General features: G+C 62.0%; 23 protein-coding genes and 1 tRNA gene. 9 read left to right on the top strand and 15 right to left on the bottom strand.

The genetic code is table 11. The annotated features are described in order from the left end of the window. The 9 genes from yacG to AB4Z25_RS08400 form a co-directional block, all read right to left on the bottom strand. Positions 1 to 213 (bottom strand): DNA gyrase inhibitor YacG, encoded by a 213-nt coding sequence (gene yacG, locus AB4Z25_RS08440; RefSeq protein WP_112387554.1) that lies wholly within the window; start codon positions 211 to 213, stop codon positions 1 to 3. Between the two features lie 15 nt (positions 214 to 228). Further along, entirely contained in the window at positions 229 to 849 is a 621-nt protein-coding gene (locus AB4Z25_RS08435; RefSeq protein ID WP_112387553.1) for a Maf-like protein, read from the bottom strand. Between the two features lie 45 nt (positions 850 to 894). Further along, the gene (infA, locus tag AB4Z25_RS08430) at positions 895 to 1,113 is read right to left on the bottom strand and encodes a translation initiation factor IF-1 (protein ID WP_003545338.1); all 219 of its coding nucleotides are present in this window, start codon (positions 1,111 to 1,113) and stop codon (positions 895 to 897) included. A 120-nt stretch (positions 1,114 to 1,233) separates the two neighbouring features. After that, complete coding sequence (locus AB4Z25_RS08425) at positions 1,234 to 1,719, bottom strand: arsenate-mycothiol transferase ArsC (RefSeq protein WP_442207933.1); 486 nt, start codon at positions 1,717 to 1,719, stop codon at positions 1,234 to 1,236. Then, positions 1,716 to 2,189, bottom strand: coding sequence for a UPF0262 family protein (locus AB4Z25_RS08420; protein ID WP_112387551.1), 474 nt, complete (start codon positions 2,187 to 2,189; stop codon positions 1,716 to 1,718). Before AB4Z25_RS08420 ends, AB4Z25_RS08425 begins: the two co-directional genes overlap by 4 nt. A gap of 3 nt (positions 2,190 to 2,192) precedes the next feature. Then, the gene (gene hisD, locus AB4Z25_RS08415) at positions 2,193 to 3,491 is read right to left on the bottom strand and encodes a histidinol dehydrogenase (protein ID WP_112538602.1); all 1,299 of its coding nucleotides are present in this window, start codon (positions 3,489 to 3,491) and stop codon (positions 2,193 to 2,195) included. A 53-nt stretch (positions 3,492 to 3,544) separates the two neighbouring features. Continuing rightward, positions 3,545 to 3,982: a DUF2948 family protein gene (locus AB4Z25_RS08410; RefSeq protein ID WP_112538601.1), complete on the bottom strand. Its 438-nt coding sequence runs from the start codon at positions 3,980 to 3,982 to the stop codon at positions 3,545 to 3,547. Between the two features lie 144 nt (positions 3,983 to 4,126). Then, positions 4,127 to 5,419 (bottom strand): UDP-N-acetylglucosamine 1-carboxyvinyltransferase, encoded by a 1,293-nt coding sequence (murA, locus tag AB4Z25_RS08405; protein ID WP_112387548.1) that lies wholly within the window; start codon positions 5,417 to 5,419, stop codon positions 4,127 to 4,129. A gap of 106 nt (positions 5,420 to 5,525) precedes the next feature. Continuing rightward, positions 5,526 to 5,720, bottom strand: coding sequence for a hypothetical protein (locus AB4Z25_RS08400; protein WP_112513987.1), 195 nt, complete (start codon positions 5,718 to 5,720; stop codon positions 5,526 to 5,528). A 154-nt stretch (positions 5,721 to 5,874) separates the two neighbouring features. Here AB4Z25_RS08400 and AB4Z25_RS08395 point away from each other — a divergent pair. The 3 genes from AB4Z25_RS08395 to AB4Z25_RS08385 all read left to right on the top strand — a co-directional run bounded on the left by AB4Z25_RS08395 (position 5,875) and on the right by AB4Z25_RS08385 (position 6,788). After that, positions 5,875 to 5,949, top strand: a tRNA-Thr gene (locus tag AB4Z25_RS08395). Positions 5,950 to 6,151: 202 nt separating this feature from the next. After that, entirely contained in the window at positions 6,152 to 6,319 is a 168-nt protein-coding gene (locus AB4Z25_RS08390) for a Thivi_2564 family membrane protein (RefSeq protein WP_112387546.1), read from the top strand. Positions 6,320 to 6,545: 226 nt separating this feature from the next. Then, a complete protein-coding gene (locus tag AB4Z25_RS08385) occupies positions 6,546 to 6,788 on the top strand; it encodes a DUF982 domain-containing protein (protein ID WP_112387545.1) in 243 nt (80 codons plus the stop codon). A 252-nt stretch (positions 6,789 to 7,040) separates the two neighbouring features. Here the strand turns inward: AB4Z25_RS08385 and AB4Z25_RS08380 are convergent, their stop codons facing one another. Then, positions 7,041 to 7,307: a hypothetical protein gene (locus AB4Z25_RS08380; protein WP_112538600.1), complete on the bottom strand. Its 267-nt coding sequence runs from the start codon at positions 7,305 to 7,307 to the stop codon at positions 7,041 to 7,043. A 162-nt stretch (positions 7,308 to 7,469) separates the two neighbouring features. Between AB4Z25_RS08380 and AB4Z25_RS08375 the strand changes: the two genes are divergently transcribed. From AB4Z25_RS08375 to AB4Z25_RS08365, 3 genes are all read left to right on the top strand, one after another. After that, positions 7,470 to 7,607, top strand: coding sequence for a hypothetical protein (locus AB4Z25_RS08375; protein WP_162698714.1), 138 nt, complete (start codon positions 7,470 to 7,472; stop codon positions 7,605 to 7,607). A 90-nt stretch (positions 7,608 to 7,697) separates the two neighbouring features. Then, on the top strand, positions 7,698 to 7,970 hold the full coding sequence (locus AB4Z25_RS08370) for a hypothetical protein (RefSeq protein WP_112538599.1): 273 nt from the start codon (positions 7,698 to 7,700) through the stop codon (positions 7,968 to 7,970). A gap of 93 nt (positions 7,971 to 8,063) precedes the next feature. Next, on the top strand, positions 8,064 to 10,124 hold the full coding sequence (locus AB4Z25_RS08365) for an ATP-dependent helicase (RefSeq protein WP_112538598.1): 2,061 nt from the start codon (positions 8,064 to 8,066) through the stop codon (positions 10,122 to 10,124). On the opposite strand, the gene AB4Z25_RS08360 is transcribed toward AB4Z25_RS08365, so the two are convergent. From AB4Z25_RS08360 to mscL, 5 genes are all read right to left on the bottom strand, one after another. Next, positions 10,121 to 11,179 (bottom strand): enoyl-CoA hydratase/isomerase family protein, encoded by a 1,059-nt coding sequence (locus AB4Z25_RS08360; protein WP_112538643.1) that lies wholly within the window; start codon positions 11,177 to 11,179, stop codon positions 10,121 to 10,123. The genes AB4Z25_RS08365 and AB4Z25_RS08360 overlap by 4 nt on opposite strands. A 62-nt stretch (positions 11,180 to 11,241) precedes the next feature. Then, positions 11,242 to 13,215, bottom strand: a complete 1,974-nt coding sequence (locus tag AB4Z25_RS08355) for an EAL domain-containing protein (RefSeq protein ID WP_112538597.1) — start codon at positions 13,213 to 13,215, stop codon at positions 11,242 to 11,244. Between the two features lie 111 nt (positions 13,216 to 13,326). Next, the gene (galE, locus tag AB4Z25_RS08350; protein WP_112538642.1) at positions 13,327 to 14,361 is read right to left on the bottom strand and encodes a UDP-glucose 4-epimerase GalE; all 1,035 of its coding nucleotides are present in this window, start codon (positions 14,359 to 14,361) and stop codon (positions 13,327 to 13,329) included. Between the two features lie 202 nt (positions 14,362 to 14,563). Then, positions 14,564 to 15,730, bottom strand: a complete 1,167-nt coding sequence (locus tag AB4Z25_RS08345) for a pyridoxal phosphate-dependent aminotransferase (RefSeq protein WP_112538596.1) — start codon at positions 15,728 to 15,730, stop codon at positions 14,564 to 14,566. 127 nt (positions 15,731 to 15,857) lie between these two features. After that, positions 15,858 to 16,289, bottom strand: coding sequence for a large conductance mechanosensitive channel protein MscL (gene mscL / locus AB4Z25_RS08340; protein ID WP_112387538.1), 432 nt, complete (start codon positions 16,287 to 16,289; stop codon positions 15,858 to 15,860). A 211-nt stretch (positions 16,290 to 16,500) separates the two neighbouring features. Between mscL and AB4Z25_RS08335 the strand changes: the two genes are divergently transcribed. The 3 genes from AB4Z25_RS08335 to AB4Z25_RS08325 all read left to right on the top strand — a co-directional run bounded on the left by AB4Z25_RS08335 (position 16,501) and on the right by AB4Z25_RS08325 (position 22,408). After that, positions 16,501 to 19,992: a PAS domain-containing hybrid sensor histidine kinase/response regulator gene (locus tag AB4Z25_RS08335; protein WP_112538595.1), complete on the top strand. Its 3,492-nt coding sequence runs from the start codon at positions 16,501 to 16,503 to the stop codon at positions 19,990 to 19,992. 221 nt (positions 19,993 to 20,213) lie between these two features. Continuing rightward, positions 20,214 to 21,425: a glycosyltransferase family 4 protein gene (locus AB4Z25_RS08330; RefSeq protein ID WP_112538594.1), complete on the top strand. Its 1,212-nt coding sequence runs from the start codon at positions 20,214 to 20,216 to the stop codon at positions 21,423 to 21,425. A gap of 8 nt (positions 21,426 to 21,433) precedes the next feature. Then, a complete protein-coding gene (locus AB4Z25_RS08325) occupies positions 21,434 to 22,408 on the top strand; it encodes an NAD-dependent epimerase/dehydratase family protein (protein WP_112538593.1) in 975 nt (324 codons plus the stop codon). The last annotated feature ends 22 nt before the right edge of the window (positions 22,409 to 22,430 follow it).

Genomic DNA, 22,430 nt, shown 5'->3' with positions numbered 1-22,430 from the left:
CTATTCCTCGTCGTCGTACTCGGCTTTCTTCTCATCGTCGGCAACGGGTATGGCGTAAGCGCCCGTCAGCCAGCGTGAGAGATCGACCTCACGGCAACGGTTCGAGCAGAACGGATAATGTTCGCGATGCGATGGCTTGCCGCATTCCGGGCAGGGCCGCGTCTTGCGAAGCGGCTCGACCTTGGCGGTGGTTCTATTCTCGTCTTCGGACATGACGATGCCCCCGGCTTAGCCCTCAGGCCACCGGCTGTGCACATCGAAGCCTTCGCCGGTCAGCAGGAGGATAGTTTCATAAAGCGGCAGGCCCACCACATTGGTGTAGGAGCCGACCATTTTCTGGACGAAGCTGCCGGCAAGACCCTGGATGCCATAGGCACCCGCCTTGCCGCGCCACTGGCCCGAGGCCAGATAGCTCTCGATCTCGAAGCCGGAGAGGCGCTTGAAGCGCACCTTGGTTTCGACGATCTTCTGGCGGACCTTGCGATCGGGCGTTACCAGGCAGACACCGGTATAAACCCAGTGGCTGCGGCCGGAGAGCAGATTGAGCGAGGCGGAAGCCTCATCCGCGAACTCGGCCTTCCCCAGTATGCGGCGGCCGACGGCGACGACCGTATCAGCCGCGAGGATGTAGCTGCCCTTCCAGGCCAGATCGCCCTTGATCGCCGACAGCGCGGCCTCGGCCTTCTCGGTCGAAAGCCTGCGGGCCAGCGAGCGTGGATGCTCCGATTTCTTCGGCGCCTCGTCGATATCCATCGGCATCAGGCGCGACGGTTCGATGCCTGCCTGATTGAGCAGGTCGACACGTCGCGGAGAACCGGAAGCCAGGATGAGCTTGTATGTGAGCGCCATGGAACCTCGACCGGAAAGGAAGCCTCGAGGGCTTGCGGCCCAAGCTTACTTGAAACGGTAGGTGATACGGCCCTTGGTGAGGTCGTAGGGAGTCATTTCCACAAGAACCTTGTCGCCCGCCAGAACGCGGATGCGGTTCTTGCGCATGCGGCCGGCCGTGTGGGCGATGATTTCGTGCTCGTTTTCAAGCTTCACGCGGAAGGTCGCGTTCGGCAGAAGTTCGGTCACGATACCCGGAAATTCAAGGACTTCTTCTTTAGGCATATAAGGCTTTTCTTCCTGTCGGTTGAGATGGCGGACTTGCGCCACCTTAAAATTTGGGCGGAAACTACACAATCAACGGTCATTTGTGAACCTTGTTGATCGGGCTTTCTTCCTTTTGTTTTAGGCCGATTGCGCGGCAATGCCGTTTCGTCTGAGTAGCCGGCTCTCGATCAGCGCCGCAATGTGATCCCGCACCTCCCTGTAGGCATCGAGAATCTGGTCGCGGCTGCCGGTTTCGCCGGTCGGATCCATGGTCGGCCAATACACCACTTCAACGGCGTTGGCACGCGTCAGTTCCAGCGCTGCGTGATGGGCCTGCGGCGACAGCGTGATGATCAGATCGAAATAGTCGTCCTCGAGCTCCTCGAGCGTCTTCGGCAGGTGGCGGCCGAGCGAAAGGCCGATCTCCTCAAGCACGACATCGACGAAGGGATCACGCTCGCCGGCGCGAACGCCTGCCGAGCGTATATAGGTATTGGCGGGCAGCATGCTCCTGGCGATTGCCTCGGCCATCGGCGAGCGGATGGCGTTCATGCCGCACATGAAGAGGATCGCGCCCGGCGCCTTGCCTTCTGCGGTGAGCGGAGCGGGCTCCATCCCGCTCATCCGCGCCAGTAGAGCACGCAGACCAGCGTGAAGATGCGCCGGGCCGTGTCGAAATCGACGTCGATCTTGCCCTTCAGCCTGTCCTTCAGCGTCTGCGAGCCCTCGTTGTGGATGCCGCGGCGGCCCATGTCGATTGCTTCGATGCGACTTGGCGAGGCCGAGCGGATCGCTTCGTAATAGCTTTCGCAGATCATGAAATAGTCTTTCACGATGCGGCGGAACGGCGTCAGCGACAGGATGTGGGTGGCAACATCGCCGCCTTCCTCCGTCCTGATGACGAAGACCAGCTTGCTGTCGACGAGCGAGATGTTGAGCTTGTAGGGGCCGCCCGGATGACCGGCGGGCTCGAAGGTATTTTCCTCGATCAGATCGAAGATGGCGACGGCGCGTTCATGCTCGACATCGGGCGTCGAACGGCCGATCGTGTCGTCAAGGACGACATCAGAAAGCCGGAAGTCGCCCTTCGCCATGCCTCACCTTTCGAGATTGAGGCGGATCGCGACCGATCGCGCATGGGCGTCGAGGCCTTCGGACACCGCCAAGGCGATCGCCGCCGGGCCAAGCTCGCGCAGCTGCTGCGGGCCGAGGCGCAGGATCGATGTGCGCTTGACGAAATCGAGCACTCCAAGGCCGGACGAGAAGCGCGCCGAACGCGCCGTCGGCAGCACGTGGTTGGAGCCGCCGACATAATCGCCGATCACTTCAGGCGTATGCGCGCCCATGAAGATCGCGCCGGCATTGCGAATGCCCGGGAGAAGCGCGTCCGGATCGACGACCGCCAGCTCCAGATGCTCAGGGGCGATGCGGTTTGCGAGCGGGATGGCGTCCATCAGATCCTTGACGAGGATGACGGCACCGAAATCGCGCCAGCTGGCGGCAGCGGTCTCGGCCCGGTTCAGCGTCTTCAGCTGGCGCTCGACGGCGGCTTCGACAGCCTTGGCGAAGTCAGCATCATCGGTGGCTAGGATCGCCTGCGAGCTCGCGTCATGTTCAGCCTGGGCCAGAAGATCGGCAGCGATCCAGTCCGGATTATTGTCCTTGTCGGCAATAACAAGCACTTCCGAGGGTCCGGCGATCATATCGATGCCGACAGTGCCGAAGACGTGGCGCTTGGCGGCTGCGACATAGGCATTGCCGGGGCCGGTGATCTTGGCAACTGGGGCGATGGTTTCCGTGCCATAGGCAAGTGCCGCGATCGCCTGTGCGCCGCCGACACGGTAGATTTCGGAGACGCCTGCGAGCTTCGCAGCTGCCAGTACCGCCGGATTGACGACGCCGCCGGTTGCCGGAACGGCGATGACGATGCGATCGACGCCGGCGACCTTGGCCGGAACGGCGTTCATCAGCACCGAACTGGGGTAGCTCGCGGTACCGCCGGGAACATAGAGGCCGACGGCTTCGATCGCCGTCCAGCGCGAACCGAGGCCGACGCCCATGGCGTCTTCGTAGATATCGTCTTTCGGCAGCTGGCGGGCGTGATGGGATTCGATGCGGACGGCGGCGACCTTCAGCGCGCCCAGCACTTCGGCCGGAACTGCCTCGACGGCAGCGTCGATCTCAGCTTCGGTGACGCGCATCGGCACCTTGGCATAATCGATGCCATCGAATTTCTTCGAATATTCGGCAAGTGCGACGTCGCCGCGGGCGCGCACGTCATCGATGATGGCGCGCACCGCGATGTTGACGTCTTCGGAGACCTCGCGCTTGGTCGTCAGAAAAGCGGCGAAACGCTGCTCGAAACCATCCGATGCCTGATCCAGCCAGATTGCCACGCTCAATTTCCTTCCAAACCAACGCTAAACATCAAACCGCGCAGAGACGATCGTCAAGCGCCCGGATGGCGCGGCTTGGAGGCGGTTTCCCATGCTCCGCCGATATCTGCAAGCTGAACTTCGATGCATTCGACATCGAGAACGATCTCGGCCGCACCCGACAGTGTGATTTCGATCGTGCCGTCGGGGCCCTCGTCCTTCGGCTCGAAGACGACCGACAGCAGCGACAGCACTTCGTCGCGGCGCTTGCGGTCGATGCCGGTGGAGCGGACAGCGAGAACACGCTTGAAAACGAGCGCGGCGCGGCGGCGCTCGAAGCCCTTGCGCTTACCGCCAGCCTCTTCCCAGACGAAGCGGTTTGCCGCGAAGGCGAACTGGCCATCCTTGGGGGACCAGGCGATGTCGCCGATCTTGAAAACGGCGTCCTGCAGATGCGCGGAGACCACGGCGAGGTCTTCACTGTCGAGTGCAAGAAGCTTCAGATCGGTCATGCAGGCTGTACCCCCGGTCGATGATGCCGCACCGCCCGTATGGCGATGCGTTAGACAAGGGAAATAGGACGCCTGAGGGCAATGCGCAACAGCTATGCGGCAATGCCCGCAGGGGAAAGCAAAGGGCGGAAAACCGCCCTTCCCTTATTCGCTGACGCGTTCGACGATGGCGCCGCAGCGGGTGAGCTTTTCTTCCAGACGCTCGAAGCCGCGATCGAGGTGATAGACGCGCGACACCATGGTCTCGCCTTCAGCGGCAAGACCGGCGATGACCAGCGACACGGATGCGCGCAGATCGGTCGCCATCACGGGCGCACCCTTCAGCCGCTGAACGCCTTCGATTTTCGCCGTCTGGCCGGACAGAGAAATCTTGGCGCCCAGGCGGGCCAGCTCCTGCACGTGCATGAAGCGGTTTTCGAAGATGGTTTCGGTGACATGCGAGACGCCGGACGAACGGGTCATCAGCGCCATGAACTGTGCCTGCAGGTCGGTCGGGAAGCCCGGGAAGGGATCGGTGACCACGTCGACGGGCTTGATGCCGGCGCCATTGCGCTTGATGCGCACGCCGCTGTTGGTCGCCGAAACATCGGCACCGGCGCGGCGGAGCGTTTCGAATGCGGTTTCGAGCAGCGCCATATCGGTGTTCTCGAGAACGACGTCACCGCCGGTCATGGCAACGGCCATGGCGTAGGTGCCGGTCTCGATACGATCAGGCAGAACGCGGTGGCGGGCGCCGGAGAGCGACTGCACGCCTTCGATGGTGATCGTCGGCGTGCCGGCACCGGTGATCTTGGCGCCCATGGCGATCAGGCAATTGGCGAGATCGACGACTTCAGGCTCGCGAGCGGCATTGCCGATCACCGTCGTGCCGCGGGCAAGCGTTGCCGCCATCATCATCACGTGGGTGGCGCCGACCGAGACCTTCGGGAAGGTGTACTTGGCGCCGATGAGGCCGCCCTTCGGCGCCGTCGCGTTGATATAGCCGCTGTCGATTTCCAGGTTGGCGCCGAGCGCCGTCAGGCCTTCGAGGAAGAGATCGACAGGACGCGTGCCGATGGCGCAACCGCCCGGCAGCGAAACGCGGCACTGTCCCTCGCGCGCCAGAAGCGGACCGATGACCCAGAAGGAGGCGCGCATCTTCGAGACCAGCTCGTAAGGGGCGGTCGTATCGACGATGGTGCGGCAGGTGAAATGGATGGTGCGCGAGTAGGCGTCGTCCTGGCGCTCGCGGCGGCCGTTGACGGCAACGTCGACGCCGTGATTGCCAAGGATGCGCATGAGCAGCTCGACATCGGCCAGATGCGGCACGTTTTCGAGCGTCAGCGTGTCGCTGGTCAGCAGAGACGCGATCATCAGCGGCAGTGCGGCATTCTTGGCGCCGGAAATCGGGATGATGCCGTTAAGCTCATTCCCGCCGACAATTCTGATACGATCCATGGGGGCTTACGGGCTGCGCCCGCCTTTCCTGAAAGTTCTGCCTTTAAAAGGGATGGGGGTCTTTAGACGAATTCCCGCGACGCTTCAATTCGCCGCGGAGCCAACATTACGATTCGTCCATTTTTGCGGCAGGCAGGCCAATCGTCTCGTCTGCCTGCCCGGAACGGCGCGCCCGGACCTGCTGCTTGCGCCTCGAAAGATTTTCCCGGAGTTTTTCCGCAGCCCGCTCGCGCCTCAGCCGCGCCTGCTCCTCGATTGCCGCCTTGCGGCTATTTACAGGCTTTTCGCTATTGTCTTCCATGCATTCTGCTTAGCGGATTCCCGCTCCCGCCAAAAGGCCTTCCTCGTTAATCCACGTGAAGTTCGAAATTGCGGCTTGCGCTTGTCCGGAACCTGTGGCAATAGGCGCCCCGTCCACGCAACACAGCCTGATGGCTCGAAGCGTTCTTGGTCCTGCTGCCGTAGCTCAGTGGTAGAGCACACCCTTGGTAAGGGTGAGGTCGGTGGTTCAATCCCACTCGGCAGCACCAGTTTTTCTTCTGATGATCCACGCGGATTCCGGTCTGTACCGATCCTTGGCGGTTACCCGGCATATGCCGACTTCAAGATGAATGGCGGCACCGCTCCGACAGAGCAATTTATCAAGTTTCAGACCTCCCCCTTTTCTTTGACTTGTTGCCCCATAATTAACTCCCTGTCGCCGAAAGGCTTTTGGGATAGGAGTGGGGATAAATGGGTGCTTCGATACTGATCGGTATTCTGATCACGTTTCTCGTCATCATTCTCGTATTGTACTTGGTTCAACGCCTGCCGATCGATGGCCGCACACGGCAGATCGTGCAGATTATCGTGATCATCATCGGTATCGTGTCGCTGCTGAAATACCTAGCTGTCTTCTAGGATCTGGGGCCCGGCTTTTGCCGGGCCACAATTCCCGCACGGGGCACGGCCACACGTTCGCCCTCGGCATCTCCTCCAATGTGAGGTGGCCGATCTGTCCAAGTTCAGTTCAAATCCCCCATTGCGACCAAGGAATAACCCGCTAATATACCCTCAACACGAGCTCTTCGGGAGGAACACGAGGGGCGTTGTGCGCGTTTGGCGTAAACACTGGAGGAATACGCCTATGGCAACTGACAGATGGGATAGTCCGGTCAAGGTCGGCTTCGAGGATACCGATGCCCGTACCGTCAACGGTCCGTTCGATGCATTGAAGTGCCTTGCCGATCTCTGGCCCGCGGCGCGCGGTCTGCGCTATCTGAAAGCCCGCAGCACCTGCCGTGCAGCGCTTGATGGCCGCAAGACGGCGGAAGAGGCGCGGCTGGAGTTTGTGGCGGCAGCCGAAGAGGCGAAGCTCAGGCTTCACTGACCGGCGACAGCTTCGGCCCGAAACAGCGACCCTGACGGCTGCGTGCCGGAACGGGACGGCTGTTTATTTTCGTTTAACCAACGGTGAAGGACGGGCTGGATAGGCCAAGTATTGCCGTTGCGCGCCGGCGCAGGCCAACAATAAAACATCGGCAGCCATCATGATGATGGTCAGAGGCTCGTCACCCTCTGCTTATGCAGACGAGCCTCGAACAGAGATAATTTGCGGAAATACTTCGGATATTTCACGCCTTCAACAGCCGGTATCGCTCTGGCTTTCGACTTCCACATAGCCGACGCCTATGATCGTACCATCAGGCGCGCGGATGAAGGACGGCACGTAATGCGCCTCGGCCGGCTGGCAGGCGACGGTGCTGGTATATTCGTTGAGCGCGATCTGATCCTGCGGCAGAGCCGAGTAATAATCGACATCGGTTTCCAGAGAGGCGGATGCGGGAATGGCAAATGCGGCGGAGGCAATTAAAAGGGCTGGAACCCCCATACGGATAAACGTCCTCATGACTCTCTCCAGCGTTGAAATCCGCCCAATCAACCCTTGAAGGGCGGCTTTGGTTCCCCGCTTTTCTTCGCACGATTTCACGCGCACTTGCCGGAACTTTTCGGGCAAGCGGACTGTTCAATAGGCTTGAGAACAACGTGGCCGGACGAAGTAGAATTAATCATGAAAACACTGATGCTGATCATCGTCGCGCTCATGGTGGCATCCGTTCTCAGTATTCTCGTCATCAAGCCCTTCGAGCAGGGCGGCAGCAACGATGACACGCCGCCGAAAACGATCCAGCAGCCGGAGCCGAAGTAGCGGGCACCCCTGCTCAAATTTCAACGCTCTCTACTTGGCGAAGCGGATCTCTGGCGCCATATCAATGAAGGGGCTGAAGGGGCAACTGTCATGTTCAAGGTCATCGTTCCGGTTTTCACCGCCGCCGCCGTGCTGGTGGCCTGCAGCGTTGCCGATAGCGGCGCCGGGCCGACGCCCATCCCGGGCAGCTTCACCTATGGCGGCCCTGCCCGCTCCAAGCTGACGAAATCGCCGCCCGGCAGCTATGTCTATAACAGCTTCTACAATTCCAGCGGTCAGAAGGTGCAGGAGACCTATATTCTGCAGCCGGACAGGACGCTCAAGCTGACGCGCCAGGAAGTGGTTTCAGACTTCGTCTACTGACGCGCGCTTGACAGGAATCACTATCAAGAACATTCAAGGAACGTCTTATTTGTTCGCGACGCTCTGCCGCGCGGGCGCCAACCGGACGGCTGGATGTATCTCGAGAAGCTCAACCCGCAACAGCGCATGGCCGTGGAGCATGGAACCCTCACCGAGGGCAGCCATGTCGCGGGACCACTGCTGGTCATTGCCGGCGCCGGTTCCGGCAAGACCAACACGCTGGCGCACCGTGTCGCGCATCTGATCGTCAAGGGCGCCGATCCGCGCCGCATCCTGCTGATGACCTTCTCGCGCCGGGCCGCCTCCGAGATGGCGCGGCGCGTCGAGCGCATTTGCGCCGAAGTGCTCGGCGCCAATTCCGGCATCATGGCCGATGCGCTTGCCTGGAGCGGCACGTTTCACGGTATCGGCGCGCGGCTGTTGCGCGACTATGCAGAGCAGATCGGTGTCGATCCGGCTTTCACCATCCACGACCGCGAAGACAGCGCCGACCTGATGAACATCATCCGGCACGATCTCGGCTTCTCGAAGACAGAGAACCGCTTCCCGACCAAGGGGACGTGCCTGGCGATCTATTCGCGAGTGGTCAATTCCGAGGGTGAGCTGCCGCTGGTGCTGCGCGATGCCTTTCCCTGGTGCGCCACCTGGGAGAACCAGCTGCGCGATCTCTTCGGCGGCTATGTCGAGGCCAAGCAGGCGCAGAACGTGCTCGATTACGACGACCTGCTGCTCTACTGGGCGCAGATGGTGGCAGAGCCGATGATTGCCGAGGATATCGGCAGCCGCTTCGACCATGTGCTGGTCGACGAGTATCAGGACACCAACCGGCTGCAGTCCTCCATTCTGCTGGCGCTGAAGCCGGGCGGACAGGGACTGACCGTCGTCGGCGACGATGCGCAGTCGATCTATTCCTTCCGTGCCGCGACGGTGCGCAACATTCTCGACTTCCCGGCCTCGTTTACGCCTGCCGCCAATATCGTCACGCTCGACCGCAATTACCGCTCGACGCAGCCGATCCTGGCGGCCGCCAATGCCGTCATCGACCTTGCCTCCGAGCGTTTCACCAAGAACCTCTGGACAGAGCGGCAATCGGCCGAGCGGCCGCGTCTGGTGACCGTTCGCGACGAGGCCGATCAGGCGCGCTTCGTTGCCGACAAGGTGCTGGAGAACCGCGAAGAAGGCGTCAAGCTGAAGAGCCAGGCGGTGCTGTTTCGCGCCTCGCATCACAGCGGCGCGCTGGAAGTGGAACTCACCCGGCGCAACATTCCCTTCGTCAAGTTCGGTGGGCTGAAGTTTTTGGACAGCGCGCATGTCAAAGACATGCTGGCGGCGCTGCGCTTTGCGCTCAATCCGCGCGACCGCGTAGCCGGGTTCCGGCTGATGCAGATCCTGCCGGGCGTCGGCCCCTCGACGGCGCAAAAGACGCTTGATCACATGGCCGCCGATCCGAGCCCGATCCGGGCGCTTGCCGAACTGGCCGCACCGCCGCGCTCGGGCGACGATTGGACGGCTTTCGTGTCCGTCATGCAGGAGCTGAAGACCGGCAAGGCCGGATGGCCTGCCGAAATCGGGCTGGTGCGCGAATGGTATCAGCCGCATCTGGAACGGCTGCATGAGGATGCCTCGACGCGTCAAGCCGACCTGCTGCAGCTCGAGCAGATTGCAGCGGGTTATCCTTCCCGCGAGCGCTTCCTGACGGAACTGACGCTCGATCCGCCGGATGCTACCAGCGATCAGGCAGGCGTGCCGCTGCTCGACGAGGATTACCTGATCCTCTCCACCATCCATTCGGCCAAGGGGCAGGAATGGACCAAGGTGTTCATGCTGAACGTGGTGGATGGCTGCATCCCCTCCGACCTCGCGGTCGGCAGCAGCGCGGAGATCGAGGAAGAGCGCCGCCTGCTTTACGTCGCGATGACGCGGGCCAAGGACAATCTCGATCTCGTCGTGCCACAGCGCTTCTTCACCCATGGGCAGAATGCGCAGGGCGACCGACATGTCTATGCCTCCCGCACCCGCTTCATCCCGGCAACGCTGCTGCAATTCTTCGAGGTCTGCGGCTGGCAGCAAGCGAAGGCCGAAACGGCGGCCAGCCAGCAGGCGCGCCAGGTGCGGATCGATGTCGGCGCACGCATGCGCGGCATGTGGCGCTAAAGGGTCAAGGGCTCGACGCGGCCGAAAAACGGCGCGAGGGCTTCAGGGCCGACCGCTGCGACATTCGCGGGATTCCATTTCGGATTGCGATCCTTGTCGATGACGGCGGCGCGGACGCCCTCATAGAAGTCGGGCGTCTTCAGGATCTGCATGCAGGCAGCCAGTTCCCGGTTCAGACATTCTGCCAGGCTGGCGCTCACCATGCCCGCCCGCAGCAGCCGCAGCGTCAGCTTCAGGCTGGTCGGCGAGCGTTTGGCGATGACGGTGCGCGTCTCGGCGGCGAAGGCTCCCTCCTCCGCCTCCAGTGCCACCAGAATGTCCTCGACACTGTCGAAGCGGAAAGCGCGGTCGATGATCGCCCGGTTGTGCTCCAGATGGCCGGCATGGGGATGATTGGCGAGATGTTTCAGCATGGCATCGACGGTGGTCGACGACGATCCGACTGGCATGCGGGCCAGCGCATCGATCATCTCGGGCAAGCGGCCGGAGGCAATCTTGACGTCGGCAAGCCCGGCATAGAGCGCGTCCGTGGCATTCATTTCCAGCCCGGTCAGCCCTGCCCAGGTGCCGGTTTCACCGGGCATGCGCGGCAGCAGCCATGTGGCGCCGACATCCGGGAAATAGCCGATCCCGGTTTCGGGCATCGCAAGCCGCGTACGCTCGGTGACGACCCGGTGGCGGCCATGCGCCGAAAGACCGACGCCGCCGCCCATGGTGATGCCGTCCATGACGGCGATATAGGGCTTGGTGAAATTGGCGATGCGGTGGTTGAGCGCGAATTCCTCACGCCAGAAGATCTCGGCCTCCTCCGAGCCTGCAAGGCCGCTCTGGTGGAGGGCGCGGATATCGCCGCCGGCGCAGAAGCCGCGCTCGCCTTCTCCTGTGACGACGATACTTGCAACGGCAGGATCAGCTTCGAACTCGTCGAGCGCCGCGTCCAGCATGCGCACCATGATCAGCGTCAGGCTGTTCAGCGCCTTGGGACGGTTGAGGCGGACGATACCCGCGCTGCCGCGCCGTTCGATGAAGACTTCCCGGTCGGATGTTTTGTGCATGGTCGCCACGCCTTTGTTGATCAGATATCAATAGACAGGCGCGGCACTTCGTTCCAGTGGGATCAGTAAGGTAGCATCGCGTGCAAGGGCTCTTGGCCGATCATCAGGCCGTCGCGCTGCAGCGCATAGTCGATAGCCGCATCGAGCTTCAGCGGCCGCGAGAAATGGTAGCCCTGCGCCAGCCGCACGCCCATCGCCCGAAGACCGTCGGCAACCTCTTCGCTCTCCACGCCTTCGGCAACCGATGCAATGCCGAGGTTCTGGCAGAGATTGGCGACTGAGCGGGTGATGTTCATCGAGCGGATATCGCGATCGAAATTCATCACGAAGGCCTTGTCGATTTTCAGCTTGTCGAAGGCGAGACGATGGATGTGGCTGAGGCTGGAGAAGCCGGTGCCGAAATCGTCGAGCGCGATCGAGATGCCGGCGGCGCGCAGGACGCCGATCACCTGGTCGGCCGTGTCGAAATCGGAAAGCAGCGCGGTCTCGGTGATCTCGAACTCGATACGCTTGGGATCGACGCCGGAGCGATGGATCATCGCCAGGAGAGCCATCGACGTCTCGTGGTCGCAGATATCGCGGGCCGAAAGGTTGAACGACAGACGCAGATGCTCGGGGATCTGCTTCAGCGCGTCGAGCGCCTGACCGAACAGCACGCGGGTCATCCGGCCGATGACAGCCGTGCGCTCGGCGGCTGGAATGAAGGCATCCGGGCTGATGCGGCCGAAGCGGGCACTGTCCCAGCGCGCCAAGGCCTCGTAGCCGACGACGCGGCCGCTCTTGAGCTCGATGATCGGCTGGTATTCAAGCGACAGCTCGCTGGCGAAATCGTTGGCCTGCAGTTCGAGCTCGATCAGGTAGCGCTGGGTCAGTATCTTCTCGTGTTCAGCCGAGAAGAATTCGACGCCGCCGCGGCGCTTGCTCTTCACCTGATAGAGCGCGAAGTCGGCCTTCTCGTAGAGATCTTCGGCGGAGAGATCGCCACCCTCGGGATAGACAATGCCACAGGATCCGGAGACGCGCACCGAACCGTCGGGAATTTCGAAGGCTTCGTGAACGGAGGCGCAGAGAGCCTGGCCGAGATCGGCGGTGGCCCTGCGGCTGATGCCTTGCGGGAAGATGATACCGAACTCATCGCCGCCGAGACGGGAAACCACAGCCTCGCTGCCGGCAAGCGCGGTGAAGCGGCGCGCGGTTTCCTTGAGCACGAGATCGCCCGCCGAATGGCCAAAGATATCGTTGACGGGCTTGAAGCCGTCGAGGTCGATGATGCCGATAACCGGCGGCTCCTTTGGCTGCTCTTGCAGAATGCGCTCCAGCGACAGGAAGAAGCTGCGGCGATTGGCAAGGCCGGTCAATTGATCCTGAAGCGCGTTGCGGCTGTTGACGAGGTTCAGCTCATGGGCTTCGGCCTGCTTCTTCTCCAGCTCCTCGGTCATCTGCACGAGACCGGCGAAATTCTGGAAGTAGCTGTTGATCACCCGCAGGAACGGAAGGATCAGGAACAGACCGCTGACGGCGGTGGCGATGAAGACAGGATTTCCTGACGACAGGAAGGTCAGCACCATGGCCGTGAAGGTGATGACCGTGGTGATCATCGCCGCGACCGGCAGGTGCATGAGACAGAAGACGCAGGAGATGCCTGTCACGACGAGGAAGTAAGCGATCTGGCCCTGCTGATAGGCATCGCCGTAGCTGTAGAGCGCGACGGCCCAGGCGCCGAAGGCGATGGTGAGGATGCAGGAGCCGGCGATCGTCACGCGCATCACCTTGTAGGCGCGTTCAGGCGTGACGTTTTCCTTGCCGTTGATCTCCCACCAGCAGAGGCGGAACAGGCAGGCGACACTGAGGCCGGTCGGGATATAGAGCGACAGCCAGAGCGGCGCGGTCTTGATGTGGGTGATCGCGACAGCCAGCGAATTGATGATCAGCAGGACATAGAGAATCGGGATCTGTGTCGACAGAGCCTGAAACTGTGCCATCAAGAACTTCGGGTTGTCTTTTTGCAGCCGTAGCGAAGCGATGAAGCTTTTCATTGTCCCTTTTCCCTTGACCATAAAACAGCCAGAGAAAGCTTGATTTTTTCTTATTTACGCCAGCGCTAGCCCTCTATCCTCAGACAGATGGTAAACACCATGTTAGCGCGATCAGAACGATGCGGCGGCGAGTTCGCGGTAGATGCCCTGAAGATCGCCGACGCGGCGCTGGGTCAGTTCCAATTCCCAATCGAGCGCGCTGCGAACGATGGTTTCCAGCGAGTCATGCTTCGGAGCCCAATCGAGCAGGCGTCGCGCCAGCGTTGCATCGGCAACGACGCTGGCGGAATCGCCCGGGCGGCGTGGCGCCATGTGGATCTTGAACGAGTGGCCGTGGACGCGGGTGACCATGTTCAGCACATCGAGAACGGAATAGCCCGAGCCGTAACCGCAATTGGCGACCAGCGAACCCTTGCCCTTGCGCAGGTGCTGTAGCGCCTTCAGGTGCGCCTCGGCGAGATCGGTGACGTGGATGTAGTCGCGCACACCGGTGCCATCATGCGTTGGATAGTCGATGCCATAGACGGCGACGCTGTCGCGCTTGCCGAGAGCCGCTTCGCAGGCGACTTTGATCAGATGCGTGGCGCCATTGGTGGACTGGCCGGCCCGACCCTCGGGATCGGCACCCGCAACGTTGAAATAGCGAAGGGCCACGTAGTCGAAGTCATAGGCCGCAGCCGCATCGCGCAGCATGAACTCGGTCATCAGCTTTGACTGGCCGTAGGGATTTTCCGGATTGAGGCTGGCGGTCTCCTTGACCGGATCGGAACCCGGCTGCGGTCCATAAACCGCAGCGGTCGATGAGAAGACGAAATGGCGCACGCCGGCTTCGATAGACGCGCTGAGCAACGCGCGCGTCTTGCCGGAATTGTTGTCGTAATAGGAGAGCGGATCTGAAACCGACACCGGTACGACGGCGGAACCGGCGAAATGGATGATCGCCTCGATGTCGTTTTCGATGAAGATCGTCCGCAGAATATCGGGATCGGCAACATCGCCGAGATAGAAGCGGGCCGCAGGCGCAACCGCCCAGCGGAAGCCGGTCGATAGGCGATCGAGCACGACCACCTCTTCACCCGCCTCAAGCAGTGTCCAGACCATGTGGCTGCCGATATAGCCAGCGCCGCCCGTCACCAAGATTGCCATGTCCCGCATTCCCTGTTTTGTCGCACAGGGGCATCAGACGGGTTTTCCCTTTCGGATTTTCTTATCAAAGGCCCGTTTTGGGCCGTTCCGGCGGGTAAGTTTGCGGCTGTGGTTAGAGGCCGATTTCGGCTTTCGCTACAATTTTATCGAACCGGCCAAATACGGGGCAGATGCCCGGCTGACGGCGCCGGGCATTCCGATCTCAGCGACTCATGATGTAGTCGCAAAGGCGCTCGGCGGCGGTGCGAACCTGGGCCGGATCGCGCAGGAAACAGGCGCGCAGGAAGAGTTCGCCGCCCGCGCCGAAAGCCGCACCCGGCGCCAGGCCGACACCGGTCTTGTCGACGATATCGATCGCAGCCTTGCGGCTGTCGGTAACGCCGTCAATCTTCAGGAACGCATAGAGAGCGCCATCGGGCTTCAGCGTCTCGACGCGATTGGTGGCAATCAGGGCGTCGCAGAGGATATCGCGGGCTTCGGTGGCCTTGCGAATGTTGGCGGCGACGAAATCATCACCGTGGTTGAGCGCTGCGACCGCGCCCTTCTGCATAAACTGCGCAACGCCCGAGGTCGAATACTGGATCAGGTTTTCCAGCACCTGTCCGGTTTCCGGCGGACCAACGATCCAGCCGACGCGCCAGCCGGTCATCGACCAGTTCTTCGAGAAGGAATTGACGAAGAAGATCTTGTCGCCCGGTTCCATGACGTCGAAGAACGAAGGCGCGCGGCCGCCAGCATAGAAGTAGCGCGCATAGATTTCGTCGGCCATGATCCACAGGCCGTGCTTGCGGGCGATCTCGAGAATCTGTGCCAGATCCTGCTTCGTCGCTGTCCAGCCCGTCGGGTTCGAAGGCGTGTTGACGAAGAGGCCCTTGGTCTTCGGCGTGATCGCGGCTTCGATGCGGTCGAGATCGACCGCCCATTTGCCGCCTTCGAACTGAAGCTCGACGCCCACCGAACGGGCGCCGGCGATTTCGAGTGCGGCTGCGATATTCGGCCAGGCGGGCGTCAGATAGGCAATCTCGTCGCCCGGCGAGGTCATCGCCTGCACGGCGATCTGGATCGCCTGCATGCCGGAGCCGGTGACGTAGAAATGCTCGGGAGAGAGCGTCACGCCGAAATGGCGGGCGTAGTAGTCGGAGAGCGCCTGGCGCAGTTCGGGAATGCCTCGCTGCCAGGTGTAGAAGGTCTCACCGGCCGCCAGTGCATCCATCGCCGCCTTGCTGATAAAATCAGGGGTCGGAAGATCGCCCTCACCGACCCAAAGGGGCAGCAGGCCTTCGCGGCCGCGGGCATAGTTGACGACTTCGACGATCCCGCTTTCAGGCGCTGTGACGGCGCGCGGGCTGAGGCTATTGACGATCGACATGCAGGTCTCCGGTTTTGGACTTCATAGAACAAAACCTGGCGCAAATCCCAATGAGAATGCGTGATGTCACATCGATTTTCGTGATGGATTGAGCCCTGCCTGATAGCAGGGCTCAAAGGCGCTGAAATCAGGCCGGACGCTTGGCCAGAAGATCGCGGATCTCCGTCAGCAGCGCCACGTCTGCCGGCGGCGGCGCGTCTTCCGCGGCCTTCTCCTCGTTACGCTCGATCTGCTTGCGCAGCATGTTTACGGCCTTGACCATCAGGAAGATGATCCATGCGAGGATGAGGAAGTTGATGAGGACGGTGATGAAGTTGCCATAGGCAAAGACGGCGCCCTGCGCGCGGGCGGCAGCCAGCGTCGGAGCGTTGACGGCCGATGAGAGGCCAATGAAATAGTTCGAGAAGTCGAAGCCGCCGAAGATGGCACCCACGATCGGCATGATGATGTCGTCGACGAGCGACTTGACGATACCGCCGAAAGCGCCGCCGATAATCACACCGACCGCCAGGTCCATGACGTTACCGCGGGCAATAAACGCTTTGAATTCGTTGAGCATCCGATCTGTCTCCCTCTGATGCGCACTCACTGACAGTCCGTGCTTTATTAGCTACATGTCCGCCATAATTATTCAATTGTTAATTTTGAATAACCACTTCTTCGGGCGTCTTGGACTTAAGGTCTAGACCGCCCCGATTTCCAAAGGGCGGCATTTCCCCTAATCTTTGAAACTCAAGGGGGCCGGCGAACAATTCGCCGGTGGAGGATCGATGCTTCCTGGCTGGGTCATAATCGCGTCTGCCTTCGGCTACATGCTGCTGCTGTTTGCCGTCGCGAGCTATGGCGACCGCAAAAGCCGCCGGCTCGGCACGCAGGAAGGCGGCTGGCCGGTTGTCTATGCGCTCAGCCTGGCGATCTATTGCACGTCCTGGACCTATTTCGGCGGTGTCGGCCTTGCCTCCCAGCACGGCCTCGAATTTGCCGGCATCTATATCGGACCGATCCTCGTCTTCACACTCGGCATGCCGCTGCTGCGGCGGATCATCGAGCTTGCCAAAGCCGAGAAGCTGACCTCAGTCGCCGACTTCATCGCCGCGCGCTACGGGAAAAATTCAACCGTGGCGACGATCGTGGCACTGATATCGCTGGTCGGCGTCATTCCCTATATCGCGTTGCAACTCAAGGCGATTTCCAGCACCGTTTCTGTTGTCGTGAACCCGCAGGATTACGGCATCGGCAGCGGCAATCTCTATTTCCTCGATTTGCCGCTGATCGTCACCCTCATGCTTGCCTGTTTCGCGGTGATGTTCGGCACCCGTCACACGGATGCGACCGAGCATCAAGACGGGCTGATCCTCGCCGTCTCGATGGAATCCGTCGTCAAGCTCGTCGCCTTCTTAACGGCCGGCATCTGCGTCATCTGGTTCCTGTTCGATGGGCCGATGGACCTCTGGGAGAAAAGTGCGGCCAACCCGCTGGTGACCGCGGCGCTGGATTACCAGACGCCGATCAGCCGCTGGATCGTGCTGACGCTGCTCTCAGCCTTTGCGATCATCATGCTGCCGCGGCAGTTCCATGTGACCGTCGTCGAGAACAGGACGGCCAAGCAGCTGAGGCTCGCGGGCTATCTGTTCCCCCTCTATCTCGTCGCTATCAATCTCTTCGTCCTGCCGGTGGCGATCGGCGGGCTGCTGACCTTCGGCGGCGCCGGCAATGCCGACCTCTACGTGCTCTCGCTGCCGCTTGCCGGGCAGATGCCCGTGGTGTCGCTGATCACCTTCATCGGTGGTTTCTCGGCGGCAACAGCGATGGTGATCGTCGATTCCGTGGCGCTGTCGATCATGGTGTCGAACGACATCATCATGCCGATCTTCCTGCGGCGGAAGCTCGCCGGGCGCGCCAGCCAGCGCGACGACTTTGCCAAGACGCTGCTCAACATCCGCCGCAGCGCCATTTTCGCCGTCCTGCTGCTCGGCTATGCCTATTACCGCTCGACCGACAGTACGGCGGGCCTCGCCTCGATCGGCCTGCTCTCCTTTGCGGCGATCGGACAGATCGCGCCGGCGCTGTTCGGCGGCCTCGTGTGGCGGCGGGCGAATGCGCGGGGAGCGATCCTCGGGCTGACTTCCGGCTTCGTCATCTGGTTCTATCTGCTGTTCCTGCCGTCGCTTGGCGGGCCCGACTATTCCTATATCGCCAGCGGCTTCCTGGGCTTCCTGTTTCCCGGCACCACCGTGTTCACCGCGCCGGATGCCGACCCTCTCGTCAACGCAACCACGATGAGCCTGCTCATCAACACGGCTTTCTTCATCGTTGGCTCGATGACACGCAATGCCCGGCCGCTGGAGCGCATCCAGGCCGGCATCTTCGTCAAGCGGCAGTCGCGCTCGCAATTTGCGACGCGCGGCTGGAAGACGCGGATCAGCGTCGGCGATCTGAAGGCCGCCATCGCCCGCTATCTCGGCGAAGAACGGATGCAGCGTTCGCTGGCGACTTACGAGCAAAGCTCCGGCCGCAAGCTGGAAGATGACCAGCCGGCCGACATGGCGCTGATCCACTTCAGCGAACAGCTGCTCGGCAGCGCCATCGGCTCCTCTTCGGCAAGGCTGGTGCTGTCGCTGATCCTGCAGAAGATCGAGGATGCGTCGTCGGATACCGCCTGGCTGCTCGACCAGGCGAGCGAGGCGCTGCAATATAATCAGGACATGCTGCAGACGGCCTTGTCGCAGATGGATCAGGGGATCGCCGTCTTCGACAGTTCCAATCGGCTGACGATCTGGAACCGGCGTTTCCGCCAGCTACTCGACCTGCCCGAAGATGTCGGCCGGGTCGGATTTCCGCTGTCGGAGATCGTTGCCATTCTCGGCCAGCGCGGCGACATCCCGGCCGCCGATCTGGCGCAGACCGTTCGCCACTTCCAGACGCTCGACAAGCCATTTTCGCTGGTGCTCGGCGGCGGCGACAGCATTATCGAAGTGCGCTCCAACGCCATGCCGGACAAGGGCATCGTCGCTACCTTCACCGACATTACCCAGCGTGTCGAGGCCGACAGGGCGCTGAAACAGGCGAACGAAACGCTGGAGCAGCGCGTTGCCGAACGCACCGCCGAGCTGACGCGGGTCAACCACGAGCTCGGCGAAGCGCGTGCATCGGCCGATGAGGCCAATATCGGCAAGACGCGGTTCTTTGCGGCGGCCGGCCACGACATTCTGCAGCCGCTGAATGCCGCGCGGCTCTATTCATCGGCGCTGGTCGAACGCATGGCGCAATCCGACAACGGGCCGATCGTGCGCAACATCGACTCGGCGCTTGAATCGGTCGAGACCATTCTCGGTGCCGTGCTCGATATCTCGCGGCTGGATACCGGCGCGATGCGGCCGCGGCTGACGACGGTGCCGTTGTCGGATCTTCTCCAGCGGATCGAGACCGATTTCGCGCCGATCGCCCGCGAGAAGAAGCTGAAGCTGGTGGTGATGCCGACCACGCTCAAAGTGCGCTCCGATCCCAACCTGTTGCGACGCCTGGTGCAGAACCTCGTCTCCAACGCCATCAAGTACACGCTGACCGGCAAGGTGCTGGTCGGTGCGCGCCGGCGCGGCGACAAGGTGGTGATCCAGGTGATGGATTCTGGCATCGGCATTCCGCCCTCGAAATTCCGCACCGTCTTCAAGGAATTCGCCCGCCTCGACGAAGGCGCCAGGACCGCGACCGGGCTCGGGCTCGGGCTTTCCATCGTCGATCGCATCGCCCGCGTTCTGAACCATCCGGTGGAACTGCACTCGACGCATGGCAAGGGAACCGATTTCCGCATCGCCATGCCGCTCGACACGACGAAGCTCGGGGCAGCGCCGGTTGCGGCTGTCAGCACTGAGCGTCAGACGCTCCGGGGCCTGAAGATCCTCTGCATCGACAACGAACCGAATATTATCGAGGGCATGCGACTTCTGATTTCCGGCTGGGGCTGCGAGGTGCAATCGCTGGCTTCACTCGCCGAAGTGGCGGACTTCCATGCGCCGGCGCCGGATCTGGTGATCGCCGACTATCACCTCGACGACGGGACCGGCATTGCCGCGATCCTCGATCTGCGCCAGCGCTTCGGCGCCGACCTTCCGGCACTGCTTCTGACAGCCGACCGGACGCTCGAAATCCGGGCTGAAGCCGAACGCCACGGGATTGCCGTGCAGCACAAGCCGGTGCGCCCGGCCGCACTTCGCGCCTTCATCACGCAGATTTCCGGCCAGAAGCGGGCGGCCGCGGAGTAAAGTCTCCAAAGAGAACCTGTCAGCCGGACCACCTTCGTCATACGCGAAAACGCAAGCGCGACGGTTGTACAAAAGATCGCCGCCGGTGTCCGCAATGGTAGGCTAATGCAAAAGGCTGAATTGCAATAGCGTGCGATCCATCGCCTCATTGAGCCGGGCAATCTTCTCCACCTCATCGACACGGGTCCGCCCTGGGCCCTGGCATAGCTTTGGTCTCACACATGCGCCTGATTGTCGTCAATGACGTTTCCGTTGTCCGGGGTGGCGCCACCAAGGTTGCCATCCAATGCCTGGAAGCCTGTGTCGATGCCGGAGTCAACTGCACCTTTTTCGTTGGTGACGACGGGGCGGGGCTGAAGGAATACGGGCTTGATGTGCGCACCATCGCGCTCGGCGAGAAGCCGCTGCGCGACGGGCCCGCGATCGCCAATATCTTCGACCGGCATTTCAACAAGCGGGCCTATGAGGCGCTCTCGGGGCTGCTCAAGGAATCCATCGACGAGACGGTGGTTCATGTTCACGGCTGGAACCAGATCCTCTCGCCCTCGATCTTCCACGCGCTGTCGCAGAGCAATGCGCGCGTCATCATCACCGCCCATGACTTCTTTCTCAACTGCCCGAATGGCGGCCTGTTGAACTACAAGAGCGGCGAAATCTGCGGCGTGACGCCGATGTCTCTCGGCTGCCTGACCACCAATTGCGACAAGCGCAACTATCTGCACAAGCTCTGGCGCTTCCGCCGAACGCTGGCGCAGGCCGGTGTCGGCGAGGCCTTCTGGGAGCGGATCGAGGTGATCCTGGCGCATGAGAACATGGAAGCCTATCTGACGCCCGGGCCGCTCAAGCATTTCCAGACGCTGCGCACGCCGACCGAACCGCTGACCCGCCAGCCGACCGAACCGTGGCTGCGCGAGCGCATCATGTTTCTCGGCCGCATGACCTGGGAAAAGGGCGTGCGAACGCTCGGTGATGCGCTGCGGATGACCGGCCAGGCCGCGACATTGATCGGACGCGGGCCGCTGCTCGAAGAGATGCAGAAGACGCTGCCGCATTGCTGGGTGCCGGGCTGGCTGGACGATGCCACCGTCGCCAGGCTCGCCGGCGAGGCGCGCGTCTTCATCATGCCGTCGCGCATGCCGGAACCCTATGGCCTGGTTGCCGCCGAGGCGATCATGAGCGGGATACCGCTGATCGTCAGCAGCAATGCGCTGATCTCCGAAGAGATCGCGGCGAATGGCGCCGGGCTGGTGTTCAAGAGCGGCGATGCGGCCTCGCTCGCCGACGCGCTCGGCAAGGTGAAGAACGACAGTCTTGTCGAAAAACTAACCGAGGGCGCCCGCGCCTTCGGAAAGAAGATCGCGCCCTCCCGCCAGGAATGGGATCGGAAGATGATCGCGATCTACACGGGGGAAAATGCCTTTCTTGCGGCCTAGGAGGGATCATGGCGCGTGCATTGGTGACTGGGGGATGCGGCTTTGTCGGCCGGCATCTTTGCGAACGGCTGCTCGCCGAAGGATTTGATGTCGTTGCCGTCGACCTGATGAAACCGGGCACCGGCGCGCTGCCGCCATCGCAGAGGCAGCTCGCCAACCGCCACTACACTTTCCTGCAGGAGGATTGCCGCAGCTTTTTCGAGCGCAGCACCGAGCGCTTCGACTATGTCTTCCATCTCGCGGCCCTTGTCGGCGGGCGGATGACGCTGGAGAACCAGACGCTGCTGGTTGCCGAAGATCTGGCCGTCGATGCCGCGCTCTGGCGCTGGGCGGGCGAAAACCGGCCGGGCAATGTCGTCTATTTCAGCTCGAGTGCCGCCTATCCCGTCTCGCTGCAGACCTTCGAGGCGCAGACCATCCTCTGCGAAGACATGATCTCCTTCGACCGGCCGATCGGTGTGCCCGACCTCAGCTACGGCTGGACCAAACTGACCGGCGAATTCCTGATGAAGCTCTATGTCGAGCGCTACGGCGGCCGCGCCGTCGCCTACCGCCCGTTCAGCGGCTATGGTGAAGATCAGGACCTCGCCTACCCCTTCCCGGCCATCTGCCGCCGGCTGATCCGCGAACGCGGCGCCCCCGAAGTCTCCGTCTGGGGCAGCGGCCACCAATGCCGCGACTTCATCCACATCTCCGACTGCGTCGGCTTCGTGATCGAGACGATGGACGCCATGACCTCGGGCACCAGCCTCAACCTCTCGACCGGAGACGCCACCTCCTTCATCGAACTCGCCGAACGCATCAGCCGCCAACTCGGCTGGTCACCCAAGGTGAGCGGCACCGCGAGCCGCCCGGAAGGCGTGTTCTACCGTTGCGGCGATACGGCGCTGCAGCGAGCGCTCGGGCTGGTGCCGAAGGTGAGCCTCGAGGAGGGGATCAGGCGGTCGCTGGAGTTTCATCGGGAGATGGAGGTGATGGCGTGAGGCGTGATTGTAGCTGAACGAC

It is taken from the genome of Rhizobium sp. RAF36, from assembly GCF_052114105.1.
Taxonomy (GTDB): domain Bacteria; phylum Pseudomonadota; class Alphaproteobacteria; order Rhizobiales; family Rhizobiaceae; genus Rhizobium.
The sequence above is the reverse complement of the archived record's forward strand: the minus strand, read 5'-3'. Positions and strand labels throughout refer to the sequence as shown.

What these genes read in the sequence shown, in the direction of transcription:
- mscL (WP_112387538.1), bottom strand. Translation starts at nt 16,289, where the DNA reads ATGCTCAACGAATTCAAAGCGTTTATTGCCCGCGGTAACGTCATGGAC.
- AB4Z25_RS08370 (WP_112538599.1), top strand. Translation starts at nt 7,698, where the DNA reads ATGTTCAAGGTCATCGTTCCGGTTTTCACCGCCGCCGCCGTGCTGGTG.
- AB4Z25_RS08420 (WP_112387551.1), bottom strand. Translation starts at nt 2,189, where the DNA reads ATGGCGAAGGGCGACTTCCGGCTTTCTGATGTCGTCCTTGACGACACG.
- AB4Z25_RS08355 (WP_112538597.1), bottom strand. Translation starts at nt 13,215, where the DNA reads ATGAAAAGCTTCATCGCTTCGCTACGGCTGCAAAAAGACAACCCGAAG.
- AB4Z25_RS08375 (WP_162698714.1), top strand. Translation starts at nt 7,470, where the DNA reads ATGAAAACACTGATGCTGATCATCGTCGCGCTCATGGTGGCATCCGTT.
- AB4Z25_RS08410 (WP_112538601.1), bottom strand. Translation starts at nt 3,982, where the DNA reads ATGACCGATCTGAAGCTTCTTGCACTCGACAGTGAAGACCTCGCCGTG.
- AB4Z25_RS08345 (WP_112538596.1), bottom strand. Translation starts at nt 15,730, where the DNA reads ATGTCGATCGTCAATAGCCTCAGCCCGCGCGCCGTCACAGCGCCTGAA.
- AB4Z25_RS08365 (WP_112538598.1), top strand. Translation starts at nt 8,064, where the DNA reads ATGTATCTCGAGAAGCTCAACCCGCAACAGCGCATGGCCGTGGAGCAT.
- infA (WP_003545338.1), bottom strand. Translation starts at nt 1,113, where the DNA reads ATGCCTAAAGAAGAAGTCCTTGAATTTCCGGGTATCGTGACCGAACTT.
- AB4Z25_RS08360 (WP_112538643.1), bottom strand. Translation starts at nt 11,179, where the DNA reads ATGCACAAAACATCCGACCGGGAAGTCTTCATCGAACGGCGCGGCAGC.
- AB4Z25_RS08380 (WP_112538600.1), bottom strand. Translation starts at nt 7,307, where the DNA reads ATGAGGACGTTTATCCGTATGGGGGTTCCAGCCCTTTTAATTGCCTCC.
- galE (WP_112538642.1), bottom strand. Translation starts at nt 14,361, where the DNA reads ATGGCAATCTTGGTGACGGGCGGCGCTGGCTATATCGGCAGCCACATG.
- AB4Z25_RS08390 (WP_112387546.1), top strand. Translation starts at nt 6,152, where the DNA reads ATGGGTGCTTCGATACTGATCGGTATTCTGATCACGTTTCTCGTCATC.
- AB4Z25_RS08385 (WP_112387545.1), top strand. Translation starts at nt 6,546, where the DNA reads ATGGCAACTGACAGATGGGATAGTCCGGTCAAGGTCGGCTTCGAGGAT.
- yacG (WP_112387554.1), bottom strand. Translation starts at nt 213, where the DNA reads ATGTCCGAAGACGAGAATAGAACCACCGCCAAGGTCGAGCCGCTTCGC.
- AB4Z25_RS08325 (WP_112538593.1), top strand. Translation starts at nt 21,434, where the DNA reads ATGGCGCGTGCATTGGTGACTGGGGGATGCGGCTTTGTCGGCCGGCAT.
- AB4Z25_RS08335 (WP_112538595.1), top strand. Translation starts at nt 16,501, where the DNA reads ATGCTTCCTGGCTGGGTCATAATCGCGTCTGCCTTCGGCTACATGCTG.
- murA (WP_112387548.1), bottom strand. Translation starts at nt 5,419, where the DNA reads ATGGATCGTATCAGAATTGTCGGCGGGAATGAGCTTAACGGCATCATC.
- AB4Z25_RS08425 (WP_442207933.1), bottom strand. Translation starts at nt 1,719, where the DNA reads ATGAGCGGGATGGAGCCCGCTCCGCTCACCGCAGAAGGCAAGGCGCCG.
- AB4Z25_RS08330 (WP_112538594.1), top strand. Translation starts at nt 20,214, where the DNA reads ATGCGCCTGATTGTCGTCAATGACGTTTCCGTTGTCCGGGGTGGCGCC.
- AB4Z25_RS08435 (WP_112387553.1), bottom strand. Translation starts at nt 849, where the DNA reads ATGGCGCTCACATACAAGCTCATCCTGGCTTCCGGTTCTCCGCGACGT.
- AB4Z25_RS08400 (WP_112513987.1), bottom strand. Translation starts at nt 5,720, where the DNA reads ATGGAAGACAATAGCGAAAAGCCTGTAAATAGCCGCAAGGCGGCAATC.